Annotated in this window: 14 protein-coding genes and 1 pseudogene; 12 read left to right on the forward strand and 3 right to left on the reverse strand. The window is 38.5% G+C overall.

The window, feature by feature from the left end; all coding sequences use genetic code 11:
* The first annotated feature begins 23 nt into the window (after window positions 1-23).
* The 7 genes from AAHI02_RS19955 to AAHI02_RS19985 all read left to right on the forward strand — a co-directional run bounded on the left by AAHI02_RS19955 (window position 24) and on the right by AAHI02_RS19985 (window position 11,076).
* Window positions 24-938: a ribonuclease Z gene (locus AAHI02_RS19955; RefSeq protein ID WP_346984654.1), complete on the forward strand. Its 915-nt coding sequence runs from the start codon at window positions 24-26 to the stop codon at window positions 936-938.
* A gap of 9 nt (window positions 939-947) precedes the next feature.
* Window positions 948-1,715: a TIGR02757 family protein gene (locus AAHI02_RS19960; protein WP_346986641.1), complete on the forward strand. Its 768-nt coding sequence runs from the start codon at window positions 948-950 to the stop codon at window positions 1,713-1,715.
* Window positions 1,716-1,726: 11 nt separating this feature from the next.
* The gene (locus AAHI02_RS19965; RefSeq protein ID WP_346984655.1) at window positions 1,727-2,257 is read left to right on the forward strand and encodes a DUF1003 domain-containing protein; all 531 of its coding nucleotides are present in this window, start codon (window positions 1,727-1,729) and stop codon (window positions 2,255-2,257) included.
* Window positions 2,258-2,450: 193 nt separating this feature from the next.
* A complete protein-coding gene (locus AAHI02_RS19970; protein ID WP_346984656.1) occupies window positions 2,451-3,977 on the forward strand; it encodes a choice-of-anchor L domain-containing protein in 1,527 nt (508 codons plus the stop codon).
* 25 nt (window positions 3,978-4,002) lie between these two features.
* Complete coding sequence (locus AAHI02_RS19975) at window positions 4,003-4,827, forward strand: T9SS type B sorting domain-containing protein (RefSeq protein ID WP_346984657.1); 825 nt, start codon at window positions 4,003-4,005, stop codon at window positions 4,825-4,827.
* 170 nt (window positions 4,828-4,997) lie between these two features.
* Window positions 4,998-8,582, forward strand: coding sequence for a choice-of-anchor L domain-containing protein (locus AAHI02_RS19980; protein ID WP_346984658.1), 3,585 nt, complete (start codon window positions 4,998-5,000; stop codon window positions 8,580-8,582).
* Between the two features lie 121 nt (window positions 8,583-8,703).
* On the forward strand, window positions 8,704-11,076 hold the full coding sequence (locus tag AAHI02_RS19985; protein WP_346984659.1) for a choice-of-anchor L domain-containing protein: 2,373 nt from the start codon (window positions 8,704-8,706) through the stop codon (window positions 11,074-11,076).
* A 354-nt stretch (window positions 11,077-11,430) separates the two neighbouring features.
* On the opposite strand, the gene AAHI02_RS19990 is transcribed toward AAHI02_RS19985, so the two are convergent.
* Complete coding sequence (locus tag AAHI02_RS19990; protein ID WP_346984660.1) at window positions 11,431-12,813, reverse strand: RtcB family protein; 1,383 nt, start codon at window positions 12,811-12,813, stop codon at window positions 11,431-11,433.
* 99 nt (window positions 12,814-12,912) lie between these two features.
* Here AAHI02_RS19990 and AAHI02_RS19995 point away from each other — a divergent pair, with 99 nt between their 5' ends.
* From AAHI02_RS19995 to AAHI02_RS20005, 3 genes and pseudogenes are all read left to right on the forward strand, one after another.
* Window positions 12,913-13,242 carry a HopJ type III effector protein gene (locus tag AAHI02_RS19995; protein ID WP_346984661.1) on the forward strand — a complete coding sequence of 110 codons (330 nt, stop codon included), beginning with the start codon at window positions 12,913-12,915 and terminating at the stop codon, window positions 13,240-13,242.
* 299 nt (window positions 13,243-13,541) lie between these two features.
* Window positions 13,542-14,559, forward strand: a pseudogene (locus AAHI02_RS20000) (WYL domain-containing protein).
* A gap of 58 nt (window positions 14,560-14,617) precedes the next feature.
* Window positions 14,618-14,752 carry a hypothetical protein gene (locus AAHI02_RS20005; RefSeq protein ID WP_262486333.1) on the forward strand — a complete coding sequence of 45 codons (135 nt, stop codon included), beginning with the start codon at window positions 14,618-14,620 and terminating at the stop codon, window positions 14,750-14,752.
* Between the two features lie 62 nt (window positions 14,753-14,814).
* On the opposite strand, the gene AAHI02_RS20010 is transcribed toward AAHI02_RS20005, so the two are convergent.
* Together AAHI02_RS20010 and AAHI02_RS20015 are read right to left on the reverse strand one after the other, a co-directional pair.
* The gene (locus tag AAHI02_RS20010; protein ID WP_346984662.1) at window positions 14,815-15,999 is read right to left on the reverse strand and encodes a DUF1501 domain-containing protein; all 1,185 of its coding nucleotides are present in this window, start codon (window positions 15,997-15,999) and stop codon (window positions 14,815-14,817) included.
* A 46-nt stretch (window positions 16,000-16,045) separates the two neighbouring features.
* Entirely contained in the window at window positions 16,046-17,458 is a 1,413-nt protein-coding gene (locus tag AAHI02_RS20015; protein ID WP_346984663.1) for a DUF1800 domain-containing protein, read from the reverse strand.
* 213 nt (window positions 17,459-17,671) lie between these two features.
* Here AAHI02_RS20015 and AAHI02_RS20020 point away from each other — a divergent pair, with 213 nt between their 5' ends.
* Together AAHI02_RS20020 and AAHI02_RS20025 are read left to right on the forward strand one after the other, a co-directional pair.
* On the forward strand, window positions 17,672-18,235 hold the full coding sequence (locus AAHI02_RS20020; RefSeq protein ID WP_346984664.1) for a hypothetical protein: 564 nt from the start codon (window positions 17,672-17,674) through the stop codon (window positions 18,233-18,235).
* Window positions 18,236-18,349: 114 nt separating this feature from the next.
* A complete protein-coding gene (locus tag AAHI02_RS20025) occupies window positions 18,350-19,399 on the forward strand; it encodes a glucokinase (RefSeq protein WP_346984665.1) in 1,050 nt (349 codons plus the stop codon).
* The last annotated feature ends 97 nt before the right edge of the window (window positions 19,400-19,496 follow it).

A 19,496-nucleotide genomic window follows, 5' to 3' on the forward strand; every position in this document is an offset into this window, starting at 1 on the left:
TGTTTACATAATAAACGATAGATTTGAGTACTTATTTAACGATATTAGGCTTTAATTCAGCAATTCCGACGATTAATTCTTCTCCTACCGCACAGCTTCTGGAAATGGAAGAAAGATCTTTCCTGATCGATTGCGGAGAAGGAACGCAGGTTCAGCTGAGGAAAGCAAAAGCAAAATTTTCAAGGATCAATCATATTTTCATTTCCCATCTTCATGGAGATCACTGTTTTGGTTTACCGGGACTTATCGCGTCATTCAGATTATTGGGAAGGGAAACGCCGCTTCATGTTTATGGTCCGAAAGGAATTAAAAAAATGCTGGAAACCATCTTTACGATCACCGAAACCCATCGTGGTTTTGAAGTGGTTTATCATGAGCTGGATAAAGATTATTCCGAGAAAATTTATGAAGACAACAGGGTAGAGGTCTATACGATTCCTTTGGATCACAGGATTTACTGCAATGGGTATCTTTTTAAGGAAAAGCCGAAAGAAAGACATTTGAATATGCAGGAAATATCCAAGTACAAAGAGATAGAAACCTGTGATTATCATAATATCAAAGCCGGAAAAGATTTTGTTCTGAGCGACGGATATGTCCTTAAAAATGAAATTCTCACCACAGATCCGGTTCCTCCCGTTTCTTATGCTTTCTGTAGTGATACAAGATATTTGGAAAACGTTATTCCTATCATTAAAAATGCAACAGTTCTTTATCACGAGTCTACATTTTTACATGATTTAAAGGAAATGGCAGATTATACAGGACATACAACGGCGCTTGAAGCGGCGACTATTGCCAGAAAAGCAGAAGTCGGGAAATTGATATTAGGACATTTTTCGAATAGATATGGTGATTTGACAGTTTTTACTGACGAAGCAAGAGCTGTTTTTCCCAATACTTTTTTACCAAAGGCGCTTGAGCCTGTGAAAATTTAAAAAGATATGTTGAAGTTTGAAGAATTAAAAATCTTCTTAGATGAAAAGGCAGATCAGTACAATAATCCGGGCTTTATTGAAAATGATCCGATCCAGATTCCGCACCGTTTCAGCCTGAAGCAGGATATAGAAATTGCCGGCTTTCTGGCGGCAACGATTTCCTGGGGAAACAGGAAGGCGATCATACAGTCAGCAGAAAAAATGCTTGATATTATGGGGAATTCTCCTTATGATTTTGTCATGAATCATTCGGAAAATGATCTTCGGCAGATTAAGGATAGAAGCATGCACCGGACTTTCAACGGAGAAGATTTTACTTATTTTATAGAACAGTTCAACAGAATTTATCAGGAAAATGAAAGCCTTGAGAGTCTATTTAAAATCAATGATTCGGAAACGAGTTTTCTGCATGCTATTGAAAGATTCAGAAATCGTTTTCTGGGAACGGAAAAGCACAGAAGCCATAAGCATGTAAGTTCGCCCTACAAAAATTCATCTACGAAGCGAATAATTATGTTCCTGCGCTGGATGGTTCGCAAAGATAAGCGCGGCGTAGATTTCGGTGTCTGGGAAAATATTGACCAGAAGCATCTTTCTATTCCGCTGGATGTGCATACGGGAAATATTTCACGAAAATTAGGATTGATTTCAAGAATGCAGAACGACTGGAAAGCAGTAGAAGAGCTGGATCTTGTGATCAGGAAATTCGATAATAAAGATCCTGCAAAATATGATTTTGCACTGTTCGGATTAGGCGTAACAAAAGAACTATTATAAAAAGCAGCACAATGAAAAAGTACGAAGAAAGAACTGAGGTTTTAGAAAAAATCGCCAACGGAATTACGTGGTGGATAGGTTCTATACCGTCGCTTATCGCACATACATTATTTTTTGCCATCTCTTTTTTACTGCCACTGTTAGGTCTCGTCGAATTTGATAAAATGTTGCTGATTCTTACTACAGTTGTTTCCTTAGAAGCGATTTATCTTGCCATTTTTATTCAGATGTCGGTAAATAAAAGTCATGAAAAGATTGAAGATATCCAGGAAGATATTGAGGATATTCAGGAAGATATTGAAGAGATCAGCGAAGATATCGAGGAGATCAGTGAGGATATTGAGGAGATTAATGAAGATATTGAAGATATTCAGGAAGATATCGAGGAAATCAATGAGGACGAAGATGATGAAGACCACAGCGAAAGAGCAAAAAATGTCATGCTGAAAAGTAATGTAAGCTCAAATAAAAATGAAATCAAAGCGTTAAAAGATAAAATCCAGGAACTTCAGGATAAAATTGATGAACTGAAGAATGAATAATTAATATTTTTTAATATCAATATTAAATAACTCTACAAAAGACTGATTAATATTAGTCTTTTTTTGATGTATTGCAGATATATTATCTGGTAAGTATCAATTTGTTGAATAGATTGAATTTTTAACATAAATCTTTCTGTTTTTTAATAAATTTTAATCATAAAATTATTATTTTTGAACAAACAACAATATAATGTTAATTTATAGATTAAAAAACTACTTCTTATTTTTAATGTTGCTTTTGGTTTCGGGGTCTGCTGTTGCTCAACATGCATCCAGAAAGAACGGTAAAGTGAAACTGACTTCTGAAAGTATGAAAGCGGGTGCTTTTATTGATGTTAATGTGGCATCTTATACGCCCTCATCTTATACGCCTCAGCAGCTTGTTCAGCAGGTTCTTATCAACGGGGCATCCAGCTGTGCAACACCGAATGTAAGTAATGTGACAGTGTCTCCCAATCATCCGGTCACCAATACTGACAGATTTTGGGGATATTTTCATAAAGGGACAACTAATTTCCCATTTGAAGACGGAATTGTTTTAACAACAGGGTATGCCAGAGAGGCTGGTAATGCTGCAATTTCTGAAAACCTTCACGGGTCAATTTCTATTAATGGAGATTCAGATCTCGCTGCAGCAACTAATACTAATATTAATAATCAGCGCGATGCTGTCGCTTTAGAGTTTGATTTTGTGCCGAACTCCAATCAGGTAAAATTTAATTATATCTTTGCTTCCGAAGAATATACCGGAAATTTTCCTTGTAATTACTCAGATGCCTTTGCTTTACTTATCAAGCCGGTAGCGGGTGGCCCTTACACCAATGTGGCTATTCTTCCCGGTACCGCTGGTCCGGTAAGTGTTACTAATATTCGCCCTGCTACGGAGTTCGACGGATCCACGTTATCATGTGGAGCATTAAATCCTACCTATTTTGCAGGTTACAATACCTCAAGTATTGAAACCAATTTTAACGGAAGAGTAATTCCTTTAACAGCAATTGCCGATGTAACTCCCGGAGTAGCTTATCATTTTAAAATGGTATTGGCAGATTACAACGACCAGACTCTTGATTCTGCCGTTTTTCTTGAAGGAGGTTCTTTTGATATCGGGATTAAAATTGTAGATCAAAACGGAGTTATTTTACCGGATACGGTAAATATGTGTGACAATACACCACAAGTACTGACAGCATTACTTACTGCAGTGCCGGGAATGACATTTCAATGGTATAAAGATGGAGTTGCTATTAATGGTGCTACCAATATTTCTTATACAGCAACTTCACCGGGAGCTTATGAAGTAAAAGTTGCGGTTCCCGGGAATCAGTGTCCTGCTTCTGCAGTGATTACTATTGTGGGAGGAACAACCCCGCCGGCTCAGAATGCGACCTTAAAGCTTTGTACAACACCATCGGTTTCTACATTTAATTTAAATGATGCGACACCGATGATTACGACCTCTACAACGGCTGTTGTGCATTACTATGTTAATCAGGCTGATGCTGTTGCACAAAACAGTAATTATCTCAGTACTGCAGCGGCAAGCAGTTATAGCGGTACCGACGGGCAGGTTCTTTACGTTGTCGTTTCAAACGGTGCTTTCTGTAGCAAGATGGTCACTTTAACATTAAAAAAAGGAGGCTACACCTGTTGCTCAGCTTACTGCTACAAAAGTAAGACTATGTTTAGGAGAGTCTACAACCCTTACAGCTGCTAACGGAGCAACTTACGAGTGGACAGGAGTGTCCGGAACAGGGACTACACATACTGTTTCTCCGACTCAGACAACAACATATTCTGTGTACGCCATAGGTGCGCAGGGATGTAAATCTTTACAGCCGGCATCTATTACGATAGAAATTGTTCCTGCAATTACATCAAATCTTTCCGGAGGAATGATCTGTCAGGGAGATGTGATTACACTGGACGCAGGAGCAGGACCGAACTATAACTATCTATGGAGTACAGGAGATACATCTCAGACTATTTCAGTAGGAACGCCGGGTACTTATTCTGTAACGATTAACAATGGTGTTTGTTCTAAAATATTTACTACGCAGGTTATTCAGGCAATTATTCCTGAGATCATTAATGTAAATTATAATGACAACGGAACAATGATCCTTACGGCAAGCAATCCGAGCAACGGACCTTTGGAGTATTCTATCGACAATGGCCTTACATGGCAGAATTCTAATGTATTCTCAAATGTTCCGAGAAATTCAGTGATCTCGATCAGAGTGCGTGTGAAAAAGACAAGCTGTGTAGGTACCCTTGAGTATTTCACATTTGTAATGCAGAATGTAATTACACCGAATGGCGACAATATCAATGATATCATCGATTTCAGAGGAGTGAATCAAAATAAAGATTTCAAAGCATCTATTTTCGACCGTTATGGAAAAGAAGTGTATAAAGCGAGTGGCTTACAGCCTTACTGGGACGGATACTTCCAGGGGAAACGTCTTCCTACTTCATCGTACTGGTATCAGGTAAGTTTTGAAGATCCCGCAAGTAAAAAGCCTGCCCTTAAAACAGGATGGATACTACTCAAAAACATAGAATAAAAATATATCATATTTAAAAAAAGACTGACAATTTGTTGGTCTTTTTTTTCGTTTCTATATAATTAAATTGATATTCTAAAATCCGCTGGATTATATTAATGATAACGTAATTTGTGCTGAATTGATATTCAATCAAAAAAAATAGTATTTTTGTTTTAAATAATATAAAAATGTTAAATAGGAGGACAGGAAATTTACTTTTGGCTTTATTTTTAGTTTTTGCGGGAAGCTTTGTTTTTGCTCAGGACAGACAGAGTAAAGGCATTGTTAAAAAGCCCACAGCTCAAAGTATGAAGGCAGGTGCTTTTATCGATATAAATGCTGCCGGATATCCGGAATCAAACTACAGTGTTACCCAATTAGTAAAAGATGTGCTTATCAGTGGTGGTTCTACATGTTCCGCGGCCAATGTAAGTAATGTGGTGGTCTCTCCGAATTTAGCAGTCAGTGACCAGAACAGAAGCTGGGGCTACTTTAATAAAGCAACAACCAATTTTCCTTTTGCCAAGGGTATTGTTCTCACAACAGGATATGCAAGAAAAGCAGGAAATAATTTTCAGGGAACTTTAAGTGATCCGCTTCCTTCTTCCGGAGATCCAGATTTGGCAGCAGCCTTAAATGTCAATAATACCAATTTGAGAGATGCAACATACATAGAATTTGATTTTGTACCTGCATCTACCACCGTTTCGTTCAGATATCTATTTGCATCCAAAGAATATCAGAGTAATTTTACGTGTACTATTTCAGATGGTTTTGCATTATTATTGAAAAAAGTGGGAGATCCTACTTACACGAACCTTGCTGTTCTTCCCGGAGGAGCCGGCCCGGTAAGTGTTACCAATATTATTCCGGCCAGCTTACCTTGTGGCCCTAAAAACGTTCAGTATTTTGCAGGAATCAATAACCCTCAGATTGAAACTAATTTTGACGGACGTACGGTTCCTTTAACAGCAACGGCAACGGTAATTCCCGGACAGACTTATCATTTTAAAATGGTTTTGGCTGATTATCAGGATTCAAATTTCGATTCCGGGGTTTTCCTTGAAGCAGGATCTTTCGATATTGGTGTTCAGCTTTTAAACCCTGCCGGTGTTGCGCTTCCTGCATCCATTAATGTTTGTGATAATGCACCTCAGACACTTACTGCATCAGTTCAGGGTGGCGGAGCTACCTATCAGTGGTTATTGGGAACTAATCCTATCCCTGGGGCTACCAGTGCCTCTTATACTGCAACGCAACCGGGAGTCTATACTGTTCAGGTATTTTTACCGGGAAATACATGCCCGGGAACAGCATCCGTAACGATCGTTGGCGGAACTTCGCCGACTGTACAGAATGCAACGCTGACTGCCTGTTATGTTCCGGGAAATGCAACATTTAATCTTAATTCAGCACAAACATCAATAAGTACAACACCCGGAGCTACTTTTGCCTATTATCTTAATCAGGCGGACGCTTTAGCGGGAAATGCAAATACAATCCCGGCTCCTACGTCATTCCAGAGTTCCGGACAAACGGTTTATGTGCTGGTAAAAAGCGGATTCTGCTCAAAAGTTGCCCAGTTACAGCTCGTAAAAGCACCACAGATAACCGCTGCAATTGCCGCACCGACAACATTAACATGCACCAACTCGCAGATCACGCTGAATGCCTCCGGGTCAACTTATCCTGCAGGTTCCACCTTCGCCTGGACAACCACGAACGGAAATATCGTTTCAGGAGCAAATACACTGAATCCTGTGGTCAATACGGCCGGAACTTATACATTAACTATTTCTAATATCTATCAGCCTGGAAATTTAACATGTACCGGAACCGCAAACGTTACCGTAACAGGGGATAGTGCTCCGCCAACAACGGGTTTAACGGCTTCCAAAATATTAATATGTTCCGGAGAATCGGTTACTTTAACAGCCTCGGGAGGTGCGACCTACAATTGGGTAGGGCTTACAGGAAACGGAAATACACAGACCGTTTCACCTACAGCAACAACTACATATACCGTAACGGCGGTTGGTGCTAATGGTTGCGTGTCCCAGACTCCTGCAACAATTACCATCGAAGTTTCACAACCGATTACGGTGCAGAATGCTACTTTATTAAAATGCTATCAGAACGGAGGAAATAATTATAATTTAACAGAGGCTCAATCTCAGATTACTTCTGCAAATGGTGTTACTTTCTCATATTATTTAAATGCTGCTGATGCCAATGCAGGAAATGGCAATACGATCAACAATCCTGCGTTATTCAACAGTGCAGGAAACCAGACAATCTATGTATTGGTAGTAAACGGAGGCTGCAAATATGTGGTGAATTTACAGCTATTGGCCACTCCTCAAACAACATTGACTATTGCAACTCCTCAACAGATTACCTGTACAACATCACAAACAACTTTAAATGCTTCATCTTCCGTAATCCCGGCAGGTTCTACGATTGCATGGACGACATCAGGTGGGGGAAACATTGTTTCGGGGGCAAATACATTGACTCCTGTTGTGAACTCGGGTGGTGTTTATACTTTAACGGTAACCAATGTTAATCAGCCGGGTAATTTAAATTGTTCATATACTGCAAGTGTTACTGTCACTCAAAACACGACACCTCCGGTAGTCACTGTAACAGCACCTGTACTGCAAATTTGTCCGGGAGAATCTGTTACATTAACGGCTTCCGGCGGAGCTACCTATAACTGGGGAACTCTTCCGGGGAATGGAAATACTCAGGTGGTTTCTCCGTCAAGTACTACGATATATACAGTTACTGCGGTAGGATCGAATGGCTGTGTATCATCAAATACTGCAACGATCACGATTGTGGTTGGTCCGCCTGTGGCGATACTGGCTGCATCAAAATCCAAAATATGTGTTGGTGAATCGGTTACATTAACTGCTTCGGGTGGGGTTACTTACGAATGGGTCGGTTTACCGGGTAATGGAAATACTCAGGTAGTGTCTCCAACGGCTACTACGATATATTCTGTCTATGCTTTAGGTGGAAACGGCTGTAAGGTTGAGACCCCTACGTCAATTACTATTGAGGTAGTTCCGGCTATTGAATCCACATTGAAGGATGTTTATGCATGTGTCGGCGATTCGGGAATTCTGGATGCGGGTTCAGGGCCAAACTATACTTATTTATGGAGTAATGGCGCCACTACGCAGACGATATCTGTAAATACTCCGGGAATATATTCGGTGACCATCAGCAACGGAACCTGCTCAAAAGTATTCAGTGCACAGCTGATAAATCCTACACTTCCCCAATTTACTAATGTTACCTATGATAATCATGTTTTAACATTGTCGGCAACAAATCCTACAGGCGGAACTTTAGAATATTCGGTAAACGGAGGAGTTACATGGCAGGGTTCGAATATTTTTTACAATATTCTTGATAATACAAACTACAATCTGATGGTGCGGGTAAAAGATGCCAAGTGCGGAACAACATTAGCCTACTTTACTTTTGTAGTTATCAATGCAATCACTCCTAATCTGGATGGTAAAAATGACAAAGTAGATTTTACAGGAATCAGTATGTATAACAATTTTGCAGCTTCCATATTCGACAGATACGGACAGGAAGTATTTAAAGCAAGTAAAAATGAAACCAGCTGGAACGGTATGCTACGAGGCAGCCTTGTGCTTCCTACTGCCACGTACTGGTATCGTGTACAATGGGAAAATCCTGCCAGCAAGAAACTGGAGCAGCGGAGTGGATGGATTTTATTGAAAAATAGAAATTAACAATTATAAATTATATTAACCTCTCAATTTGGGAGGTTAATTTGCTTTTTTAATATAAAAAAAGTTAAATGTATATGCAGTATTTGTAAAAAAAAATTAAATTTGTTGAAACAAAATTCTTATGAAGAGATATCTACTATTGTTTTCTTTATTTATGGTCTCGTCGTCGAGTCTCTTTTATTCACAAAACATTACTCCAAGAAAGCCTCAACAGGAAAAGGCGTCCAATCTTACAATGAAAGCAGGTGCTTTTATTGATGTAAACGCAGTTGGATATGCACCAACCGATTATTCTCCTTTGCAGTTGGTAAAAGATGTTTTAATTTCATCCGGTACCAATTCATGTGTTACCCCGAATGTATCCAATGTTCAGGTAAATCCGAATTTACCGGCAACCAGTGCCAACAGATCTTGGGGGTATTTTCATAAAGGAACGACCAATTTCCCTTTTAAAGATGGGATCGTGCTTTCTACAGGCTATGTAAATAAAGCGGGGAATACTTATATCAGCAGTACGCTGGGTGATGCATTGCAGTCAGGAAGTGATCCTGATCTTGTGGCGGCGACTAACCCATCAGGAAGTATTAATGATGCTGTTATTTTAGAATTTGACTTCGTGCCTACTTCAAGTCAGGTTAAATTTAATTATCTTTTTGCCTCTGAAGAATATACAGGTACTTTCCCTTGTGGATACTCTGATGCTTTTGCATTATTGTTGAAACCGACAGCCGGGGGACCTTACGTGAATATGGCTGTTTTGCCGGCACCGGGTTCCGGCCCTGTAAGTGTTACCAATATTCATCCTCAGAACAGTTTTGCAGGAACTGATATGGGATGCGGAGCACCAAATGTTGCTTTTTTCGGAGGGTATAATACATCTAATATTGAAACAAACTTCAACGGTAGAACAGTGCCTTTACAAGCTACGGCAACAGTAACTCCGGGACAGTCCTATCATTTTAAAATGGTATTGGGAGATGCGCTGGATACAAGTTTTGACTCTGCGGTATTCCTGGAAGGTGGATCCTTCAATATCGGGGTTGAATTATTAGACCCTTCCGGTGGTACTTTGCCTGAAGAGATCAATGTTTGTGATAACGTTCCCCAGGTAATCACAGCTTCGGTAAGTGATCCGAATATGACTTATCAGTGGTTCTACAACGGAGTAGCTGTTCAGGGAGCTACAACACCTACCATTACGGCTACTCAGCCGGGTAATTATGAAATTCAGGTAACATTCCCTGGTAATCCTTGTCCGGGAAAAGCCAATATTAAAATTAACGGCGGAACAACACCTTCCGCGGTTGATGCGTCATTATTGCTTTGTACAACCCCTGATGTTACGTGGTTTGATCTTACCAATGCAATGCCGTCAATCAGTACAACGACTGGTGCAGTATTCCATTTTTATGTAAATCAAGCGGATGCTATAGCTCAGAATAACAACTATATTCAGGATGTTCTGCATTTTAATGGTAACGACGGACAGATTTTGTATGTTGTCGTTTCGAATGGAGGTTTCTGTAGTAAGATGGTTAAATTAACCTTATCAAAAGAAGCAACTCCTACGGCAACTTTGGTTGCATCCAAGCTTAAAGTTTGTCCTGGAACAACGGTTGATCTTACGGCAACAGGAGGAGTTACTTATGAATGGGCAAATTTCTCCGGAACAGGGGGTACACAAACAGCAACGGTTTACAATACGACAACCTTCCAGGTATATGCTTTAGGAGCAAAAGGCTGTAAATCATTATTGCCTGCTAAAGTTACCGTAGAAGTAGTACCGGAAATTACATCTCCTCTTGCAGATGTGGAAATGTGTCAGGGTGACAGAATAACTCTTGATGCAGGTGCCGGGCCCAACTATACTTATCTTTGGAGTACAGGTGCAGTAAGCCAGACTATTAATGTAGATCAGTGGGGAATTTATACTGTGACGATCGATAACGGATATTGTAAAAAAACCTTTACTGCACAGGTATTGGGAGCTGCTTCTCCATTTGTTTCAAGTATTGATTACAGTAATAATACGTTAACTATTACGGCAGAGGTTCCAATGATTAATAATATTCCGCAAACGGCTGAATATTCTGTAGATGGAGGGATTACATGGCAGCAGTCTAATGTATTTACCGGACTTCAGAATAATGCAGCTTATCAGATTCAGGTAAGAACAGTGGGTACACATTGTGTGGGCGCTTTAGAATTCTTTACATTCCATGTGGCCAATATTATCACTCCGAATCAGGATGGTATTAATGATACTTTGGATCTTACTGCTCTTGGCGGATTCAACAACTTTACAGGATCAATCTATGACCGATACGGTTCTGAAATGTTCAGGTTCTCAAAACAAAACCTGATCTGGGACGGAACAGTAGGAGGTAAGAGATTACCAACGGCTACCTATTGGTATAAGTTTAACTTCCAGTATCCGAAGTCAAAAACAAATATGAGCCAGTCTGGTTGGATTATGCTTAAAAACAGAGAATAGCCTCAATCAGTAATACAATAAATTTAATTCAAATAAAATCCCCCCAATGGTAAATGCCTTGGGGGATTTTTTAATAAGAGGAATATGAAATTGAATAATGTCGATAAAATGGTTTTATGCTAGGTTAAAAGCTTACTTCACCAGAATGAAATCGATTTTTCAAGAATAAAATCGATTTTCACTAGTGTAAAAGTGTTTTACACTAGGATAAAGGCTTACTTCAATAGGATAAAACCTATTTTTCATGAATAAAATCAATTTCACTAGAATAAAATTGTTTACAGTACAATAAAAAAAATGAAATCTGATTTTAATGTTGTAATTCTTCCTTAATAATGCTGATTAAGTAAAATACTACAATTTTCTAAACTTCTTCTTTTTCTTCCAAGGCGCATTCTTCTGAACATCACCGGCCATAATGCAACCGTAAGGCATCACTTCATCCATCACTTCACATAATCCGTATTCTTCAATCTGTGCACGGACATTTTTAGCACTTTTATAAGCGGTTGGAAGTTCAGAAATATCAATTTCATTGGTGAAGAAACGAATATCAAGTCCTTTGGTTTCCTCCGCAAATACTTCTTCAATCGTTTTATGAGCCAGTGACTTTTTATGCTGTGTCCTGCTGAAGTTTCTTCCCGCTCCGTGAGGTGCAAAACCAAGGTTTCTTTCATTGGTTGTTCCTTTTACGATCAAAACAGGTTCTGCCATATTCAGCGGAATTAGTCTTGGTCCTGTAATATCGGGTAAGAATTTATCATCCAGTGGCGTTGCTCCTTTTGCATGGTAGAACAGATCTCCGTCTCTGAAAACAAAATTATGTTCATTCCAATATCTGTCTTCCATCTCAATTTCCAGTTTATTTAAAATAGCATCGTGAATGGAAACATGATTTTCTTTTGTCCATTTTCTGATAAGCTGAAGAGCTTCCCAGTAGGATTTTCCTTCTTCGGTATCGTAGGGAATCCACGCATTTTCTTTTAATGTTTCCGGTGAGATTTCCATTCTGAACCTGTTGGCAACCTTCATTCCTTTATCGTAAAGAGCAGCTCCCGGAGCCCTTGATCCGTGATGCGTTACGAGCATCGTATTTCCTGTGTTTTTGGAAATTCCTACGAACAGGAAGTGATTTCCGTCTCCCTGTGTTCCCATATGCGAACGGGCAATGCTGATAAGTTTTTCATCATTCAGGAAATCATTTTCCCTGAAAGCATCCATCAGTTCCTGTGACATCGGCATCTGCTCACCTCTGGGTCTTCCTCCGTATCCGAAATGCGTGATAGAATGAGCTGTGTCCAACACTTCTTTAGGATCAACTTTTCCAAAATCTGTCAGCATTACCGAACAGCAGATATCTGCAGAATGAAATCCGGGATGAATGGCATTCTTTGCTACTACCACCCCGCCAACAGGAATATGGCCTGCAGGACCTGTAGGACAGGCATCTGGCATGATCGCTCCGTCAATTAGCGTAGGCGTTTTCATCAAAACTTTCATGGTGTTGATTACTTTTTCCACATTGTCATTTTCGCTTTCATGTTCTGCTCTGATATTGATTATAAAATCTTTTGCCGTTTCATGAAGCGAAATGATCTCCGGTTGCTTAAATTGCTCCAGATATATTTTGATTTGATTTTCGTCTAAGTTATTTTCATTAATGAATTCGATGGCTTCCTTAAACCATTTTGCTGGACGGTATCCTAATTCGATTAAATTGTTTCCGTTAAATTCCATGTCTTTATTCTTTTTGTTGATGCAAAGTAAGAATGCAAGTGTGCAATGTTTTTGCGCAGATGAAATTATTTTGATTATTTTTGAAAAAATTTAGACACTATGTTATTTGAGCAGTTAGAGAAATCGTCGGAGGAAATTCAGTTTAAAGATGTCATTGCATTCATCGATGAACATTATGATTTTACCCCGACAAAATTTACCAATGGAAATACAGTTAATGAAGCGAACCAGAATAACGGATCGTGTAAAGTTTTCAGTTTTGCTTCATTGAATGGTCTATCGAAACAGGAAACGCTCCATCTTTTTGGGGAATTTTACAGAGATGTGCTGAAAAACCCTGAAGGAACGGATCATCAGAATATCAGAAACTTTATGGAGTTTGGTGGGGAAGGAATTTCTTTTGAAGGGAAGGCTTTGAGTCGAAAGTAATGTTTAAGCCATTGTGAGAAACATAGTGATGAAGGAATCTCGAGACTGTCAATGATGTCTGAAATTGTCATTCTGAATGAAGCGAAGTGCAATGAAGAATCTCTTTTTTGCTGTCGAAAGTAAATGTAAGTGTTTCCTTCTTTCGCGTGAGGGATACGGAGGGTCCGACTGAAAGGAGGAGTTTCGGCTCGGGGCGAAGCCCCGAGCCGAAACCGAAACGAAGTGAAGCCTGCAGCAGCCCGGCCCGATGAAAAGAATTAGCGAAGGCAGAGGGACACGCCTAAATAAAAATATAAATCATGTCATCCAACAAAAACGCCCTGATCCGCTATAAAACCCTGGATAAATGCCTTAAAAACAAATACCGGAAATATACACTGGAAGATCTGATCAATGAATGTTCGGAAGCATTGTTTGAATTTGAAGGCAAAGAATCATTCGTAAGCAAACGAACCGTTCAGCTCGATCTGCAGAACATGCGGAGCGAAAAATTCGGATATGAAGCGCCGATTGAAGTGTATGAGCGGAAATATTACCGTTACAGCGATCCCGATTACAGCATCCATAATATTTCCGTGAATGAAAGTGATCTGAAAGCGATGAATAATGCCATTCAGATTTTAAAGCAGTTCAAGGATTTTTCGATGTTTAAAGAGATGAATGGTGTGATTCAGAAGCTGGAAGATTCCATACAGGCTACGCATCAGAAATCAATCATCCATCTTGATAAGAATGAGCAATTGAAAGGTCTTGAGCATATTGATTTCCTTTATGAAAGTATTATCAGTAAAAAAAGTAATCCGTATTCTTTACAAAAGTTTTACAGCACGTGAATCAAGCAGCTTTGCAGTTCATCCTCAACTTCTAAAAGAATACAACAACCGCTGGTTTTTGATCTGCCTTTATAAAGGTAAAATGTATAATCTGGCGTTGGATCGTATGGAACGGATAGAACATGAGGACAAAATACAATATATCGATAAGCATCTGGACGGAGATGAATATTTTAAAGATATTGTCGGTGTAACGGTTTCGGAAACGAAGCCCAGAAATGTTGTTTTCTTTGTAGATTCTTCCAATGCACCTTATGTAAAAACAAAACCATTTCACAAAAGTCAGGAAATTATCAGCGAAACGGAAGAAGGAACTGTATTTAAAATCTGTGTGCAGATCAACTATGAGCTTGAGCGTTTGTTACTAGGGTTTGGCGATTGTTTGATTGTTTATCAGCCTAGAAAACTGAGACTGAGGCTGGAAGAGAAATTCAGATTGGGTTTCAAAAACTATCAGAATCTGAATATAGAAGGCGAAGTTTAGAAGTATGAGTGTCTTTATGGCTTGGAAATTGTATTACCCGAAATACAAAAATACTATTATGAAATCAAGAATACTAAAAGCTGTGGTAGCAGTGGTAGCACCGTTGGTGATAGAATTTATTATTAAAAAAATCGCTGAAAAGTTTGATGAAAAACCGGCGGAAGATAAAAAACAGCTTCCTGTACAAAACTAGAAGCAGTTAGATTTAATTTTATGAAAAAAAGAGGAATTGTTAAGCAAAATTCCTCTTTTTATTTATACAAAATCATAAATTCCATTTTTCCATCCCAATACTTTGGATGAATCCGCTTTCAGCCAGTTTTTTAAAACTGTTGCATAGATTTTTCTGAAATCTTCGGTATAAATAAGATCTCCGTCGTCCAATTTTGTAAGATCGGGAAGCGTGTTTAAGATTCCTTTTTTCTTCAGTCCTCCACTGATAAAAAACATTTGATTGGCGGTTCCATGATCGGTTCCGTTGCTGGCATTTTGGGCTACACGACGCCCAAATTCAGAAAATGTCATCAGAAGAATATTGTCGAAAAGATCATTGCTTTTCATGTCTGCTACAAATGACTTTACCGCTTCATTAATGTCATTGAAAAGCTTTTGCTGTCTTTCATTTTGATTGACATGGGTATCAAAACTTCCGATGGAAAGGTAATAAACCCTTGTGTTGATATCAGACTTAATTAAAGAAGCAACCGTTTTAAAATCCTTTCCCAATTGAGAATTAGGGTAGGATTCCGTACTTTTTTTTGCTTTACTTTTTTCAAAGATATAATCGGCATTGTTGATCGTGGAACCTAATGTCTGATATAAATACGAAACCGTTTCATCATCGTGATGATGGTCATATAAAGATTTGAAATATTTCTCCTGGCTCGTCTGATACAGTCTTTTCGGATCTTTGAAAGCAAAAGCTTTATTTTTCTCACCTTTTAAGGCTAAACTCAGCATATCGTCAACTTCCAGTGCCTGTGTCGGGTGTTCGCAACGGTAACATTCTTCATCCAGAAATCTCCCCAGCCAGCCTGTTTCCAGATATTCATCGCTTTTGCTCGCGGAATGCCAGATATCCATACTTCGGAAATGGGACTTATCGGGATTGGGATATCCTACATTGTTCATTACGGAAAGTTCGCCACTGTCATAAAGCTCCTTAAAGTAGGATAAAGCGGGATTGATGCCGGCTTCATCATTCAGTTGCAAAGAATCTTTAATTGCGATATTGTTTCTTTCTTTATAATAAATATCATTTCGTATAGGAATTATTGTATTCAGTCCATCATTTCCGCCTGTAAACTGCAGAACAATTAAAATCTTCTGATCGGGATTCAGCGCTTCGTCAAATGTCATGGCCTTGAGAAAGTTAGGCATCAATAATGAAGCGGTTGCCAGTGAACTTATTTTGAGGAATTCTCTTCTTTTGATTAACATATGATTAGGTATTGGGTTAAAGATTGCAGATGATGGATTTTAAAAACTACATTAACTGATATTCGGGGGTAGACATTAAATTAATGACGTTCATTTTTACACTATTATCCGAAAAGCTTTTCACAGAGTTCATATCTAGCGATTCTGTGTTTTGTATCAGGTATTCTTCAATGTTTTTTCCGTTAAAGATCTTTTCTACCTTTGCCCAGTCAATTATAATGTTGGGATTCTTGAAACTTTTTGTCAAAGTGTTAGTGCTGTTTTTCAATCCCATATCAAGATCATCATCGGCTTTTGGGCGATAATCAAGCGGCCGCAATCCCGACCAGATCTGTGGAATCTGAAGTCGTAGCATCAACGTCGAACTGTCAATCCAGGATTTTCCGTTGGGCCAGCCGGCAACATTCGGTGGGTAAAGAAGCATTTGTCCAAGCAATTTCTGATAAACAATAAGATTTTCCGGATTTTGAATGTTCATAGGCAGTGTACGCATTATTCCGGCCATCAGTTCGATCGGTGATTTTATCCTATTCCCGATATTTTTTTTATCATAAAACCATGAGCTGGAGAAGATATCTTTCATCAGTTTTTTGATATCATACCCGGATTGGTAGAAATTATCAGAAAGCTGATCGATAATAGCTTCATTTATATTTTCATTTACAAAAAACTTATAAATTTTTGTGGTAATAAATTTGGAGGTTGCTTTTTGTTCGAGAATTATCTCTAAAACATCATTACCAGTAAAATTTCCTGTTTTACCAAGAAAGGTTTTACTTCCTTCATCATGAAGTTTTTTTCTTTCCAGAAAATTTCCTTCTTTATCGTATCCCCATCCTGTAAAAGCTCTCGCGCCTTCCCTGATATCTTTTTCGGTATAATTTCCTCTGCCCATCGTAAAAAGTTCCATCACTTCCCGTGCAAAATTTTCGTTAGGATGGTCTTTTTTATTCTGCTGATTGTTTAGAAAACCCAGCATAGCCGGCGCTTTACTGACTTCAAACAGCAATTCCCGGAAGTTTCCCAGAGCATTTTTTCTAATCACATTCAGGATTTGTCTGTTGAATTTCGGGTTCTGCACTCTAGAAGCAAAATGTCCGTGCCAGAAAAATGCCATTTTTTCTCTCAGCTGCTTATTGCTGGTCACCATTTTGTGCAGGAAATTAAGATTAAGTTCTTCATTTTGCTGACGGTTGATCTTCTGTATTTCCTTTTTCTTCTCGGCCGGAGATTTGTCGTTCATATAGTCGATCGAATCTGTATCAGGCGTCTGATAATCGATGTAGGTGAAAACCTCTTCTTTAAGCAAATCATTTAATAAAGTTTTACTATTTATATTTTTAAGGTCATCAAGCTGGTTGATTCCCGCGCCGAAGCCGGCTCGCCAGAGAAGATGTTTGTTATTAAGTAATGACGGCGTTGTCATAGGCGTATTTTGTAGTTTGGATAGGGTTGTCATGATAAGGTTAAACTTGATAACGGTTAAGAATTGTTAATATTACACCGAAATCTACCAATCATGTTGAAATCTTAAACGCTCATTTAATTTTAGCTTAAATTAATGTATTGAAAATCATTGTTTTATAATTGTAGAAGAGATTAATTATAATAAAATGTCCTTAGTTGGCACGGTTTTTACAGTTTTCTGCTTAGTAAATTTAAAATCAGAGTTATGAAAATGTTAAAACATGCAATTTTATTTGCCGGAATTTTTACTGCTGGAGCTTTGAGTGCACAAAATGCACAAATGAATAATATGATCAAAGTGGGAGCAAATGTAGGTTTAGCAGTTCCTTCTGATAATACTTCTATGGCAGTTGGTGTGGATGTAGCTTATCAGAATTTGATCACTCCGGGGTTCGGATTAGGTATTGCAACGGGATATACACATTATTTTGGAAAAGATAATAACGGATATAATAATAATGATGTAGGCGTTGTACCTGTAGGTGCATTGATCAGAATTTACCCGAAACAAACAGGTTTTTATTTCGGGACTGACTTAGGATACGGTTTCTTAGTGGGTGATAACAAAGTAGCATCTAATGCTTCTCTTGACAGACCGGATGGCGGTTTTTATATCAAGCCGGAGATCGGTTATCACAACCAGGACTGGAATTTCTTTGTGCAGTATCAGAAAGTATTTGTAGGAAGCAAAGGAGATTTGCCAAATCAGGACTACAATGTGGGTAACATTGGAGTAGGATTTTCTTACAATATTCCATTAGGAAAGTAGTTAGATTTAAATATAAGCAATTATTAGCCAAACCTTTTCGAATTTTTGAGAAGGTTTTTTATTTCTAACGAAAATTTACGAAAACTATTATTATATTTGATAAAATTTGAGGTTATGATTTTGAATCCGAAATTTCCACTTTATTTACCAGGAGTAAAAAACGCGGGTAATGATAATGTTTCTATCATTGGCGCCAACCTTCGTGAAGATATGACAACTTTAGGCTATTTCGTTTCTGAAAACGAAGGCGTAGAAGTTAAAATCCAACATAATTATCCAACCAAAGATTATGCTTCTTTTGCAGATATTTTAAGAAAGTTTATTCAGGATAATCAGTTGGAGAACGTGAAAAGACTCGGGATAGCTGTTCCGGGACCTGTCATCAACGGGAAAAGTAATCCTGCAAGACTTGGATGGAATCTTGATGTTGAAGATTTTAAAAGAGATTTTGATTTTGAAAGAGTAGATATGCTGAATGATCAGGAGGCATCAGCCTACGGAATGGCCATTCTGGAAGACAGTGATCTTGACGCAATCTACACCAGCGGACATCTTGAAAAAGGAAATGTAGCTATTCTGGCACCGGGAAATGGTCTTGGGGAAGCCGGATATTTTTTTGACGGGAAATATTTAAGACCTTTTGCAACAGAAGGTGGTCACTCAGAATTTTCTCCACGAACGAACGTAGAAGTAGAATTTTATCAGTTCTTAAATAATATCTACGGAATTGTAAGCTGGGAAAATGTTTTATCTAAAGGAGGCCTTTTCAATATCTACCGTTTCTTAAGAGACGTAAAAAGGCATCCGGAACCTGAAGGGCTTGCAGAAAGACTGACAGAAGAAAATTTTGTTCAGGAATTATTTAAAGCAGCTGTGGAAGACGATGTCTTAATCTGCAAAATAGCTTTAGACACTTTCCTTGAATTCCTGGCGAGAGAAGCCAATAACCTTACTTTAAAGTTAAAGGCAACCGGAGGCTTACTGATTTCAGGAGATATTCCTCAGGTGATCAGAGAATATATTGATAAAGATAAATTCTACGAGAAATTTAAGATCAGTGATAAAATGGAGGAAATGCTCAGAAACATTCCTATTTATCTGAATAAAAATGAAAACACAGCTCTGAATGGCGCAGCCCTTTATACTGCTTATTATCAAGACTAACTGAAGCTCCGGAAATCCGGAGTTTTTTTATTTATAAAAATTATTGCATTAATTGATATACATCAATGGAATCTATCATTTCTCTTGACTACATTTG

Origin of the sequence: Chryseobacterium sp. POE27 (genome assembly GCF_039727685.1) — a bacterium.
Classification (GTDB): Bacteria; Bacteroidota; Bacteroidia; order Flavobacteriales; family Weeksellaceae; genus Chryseobacterium.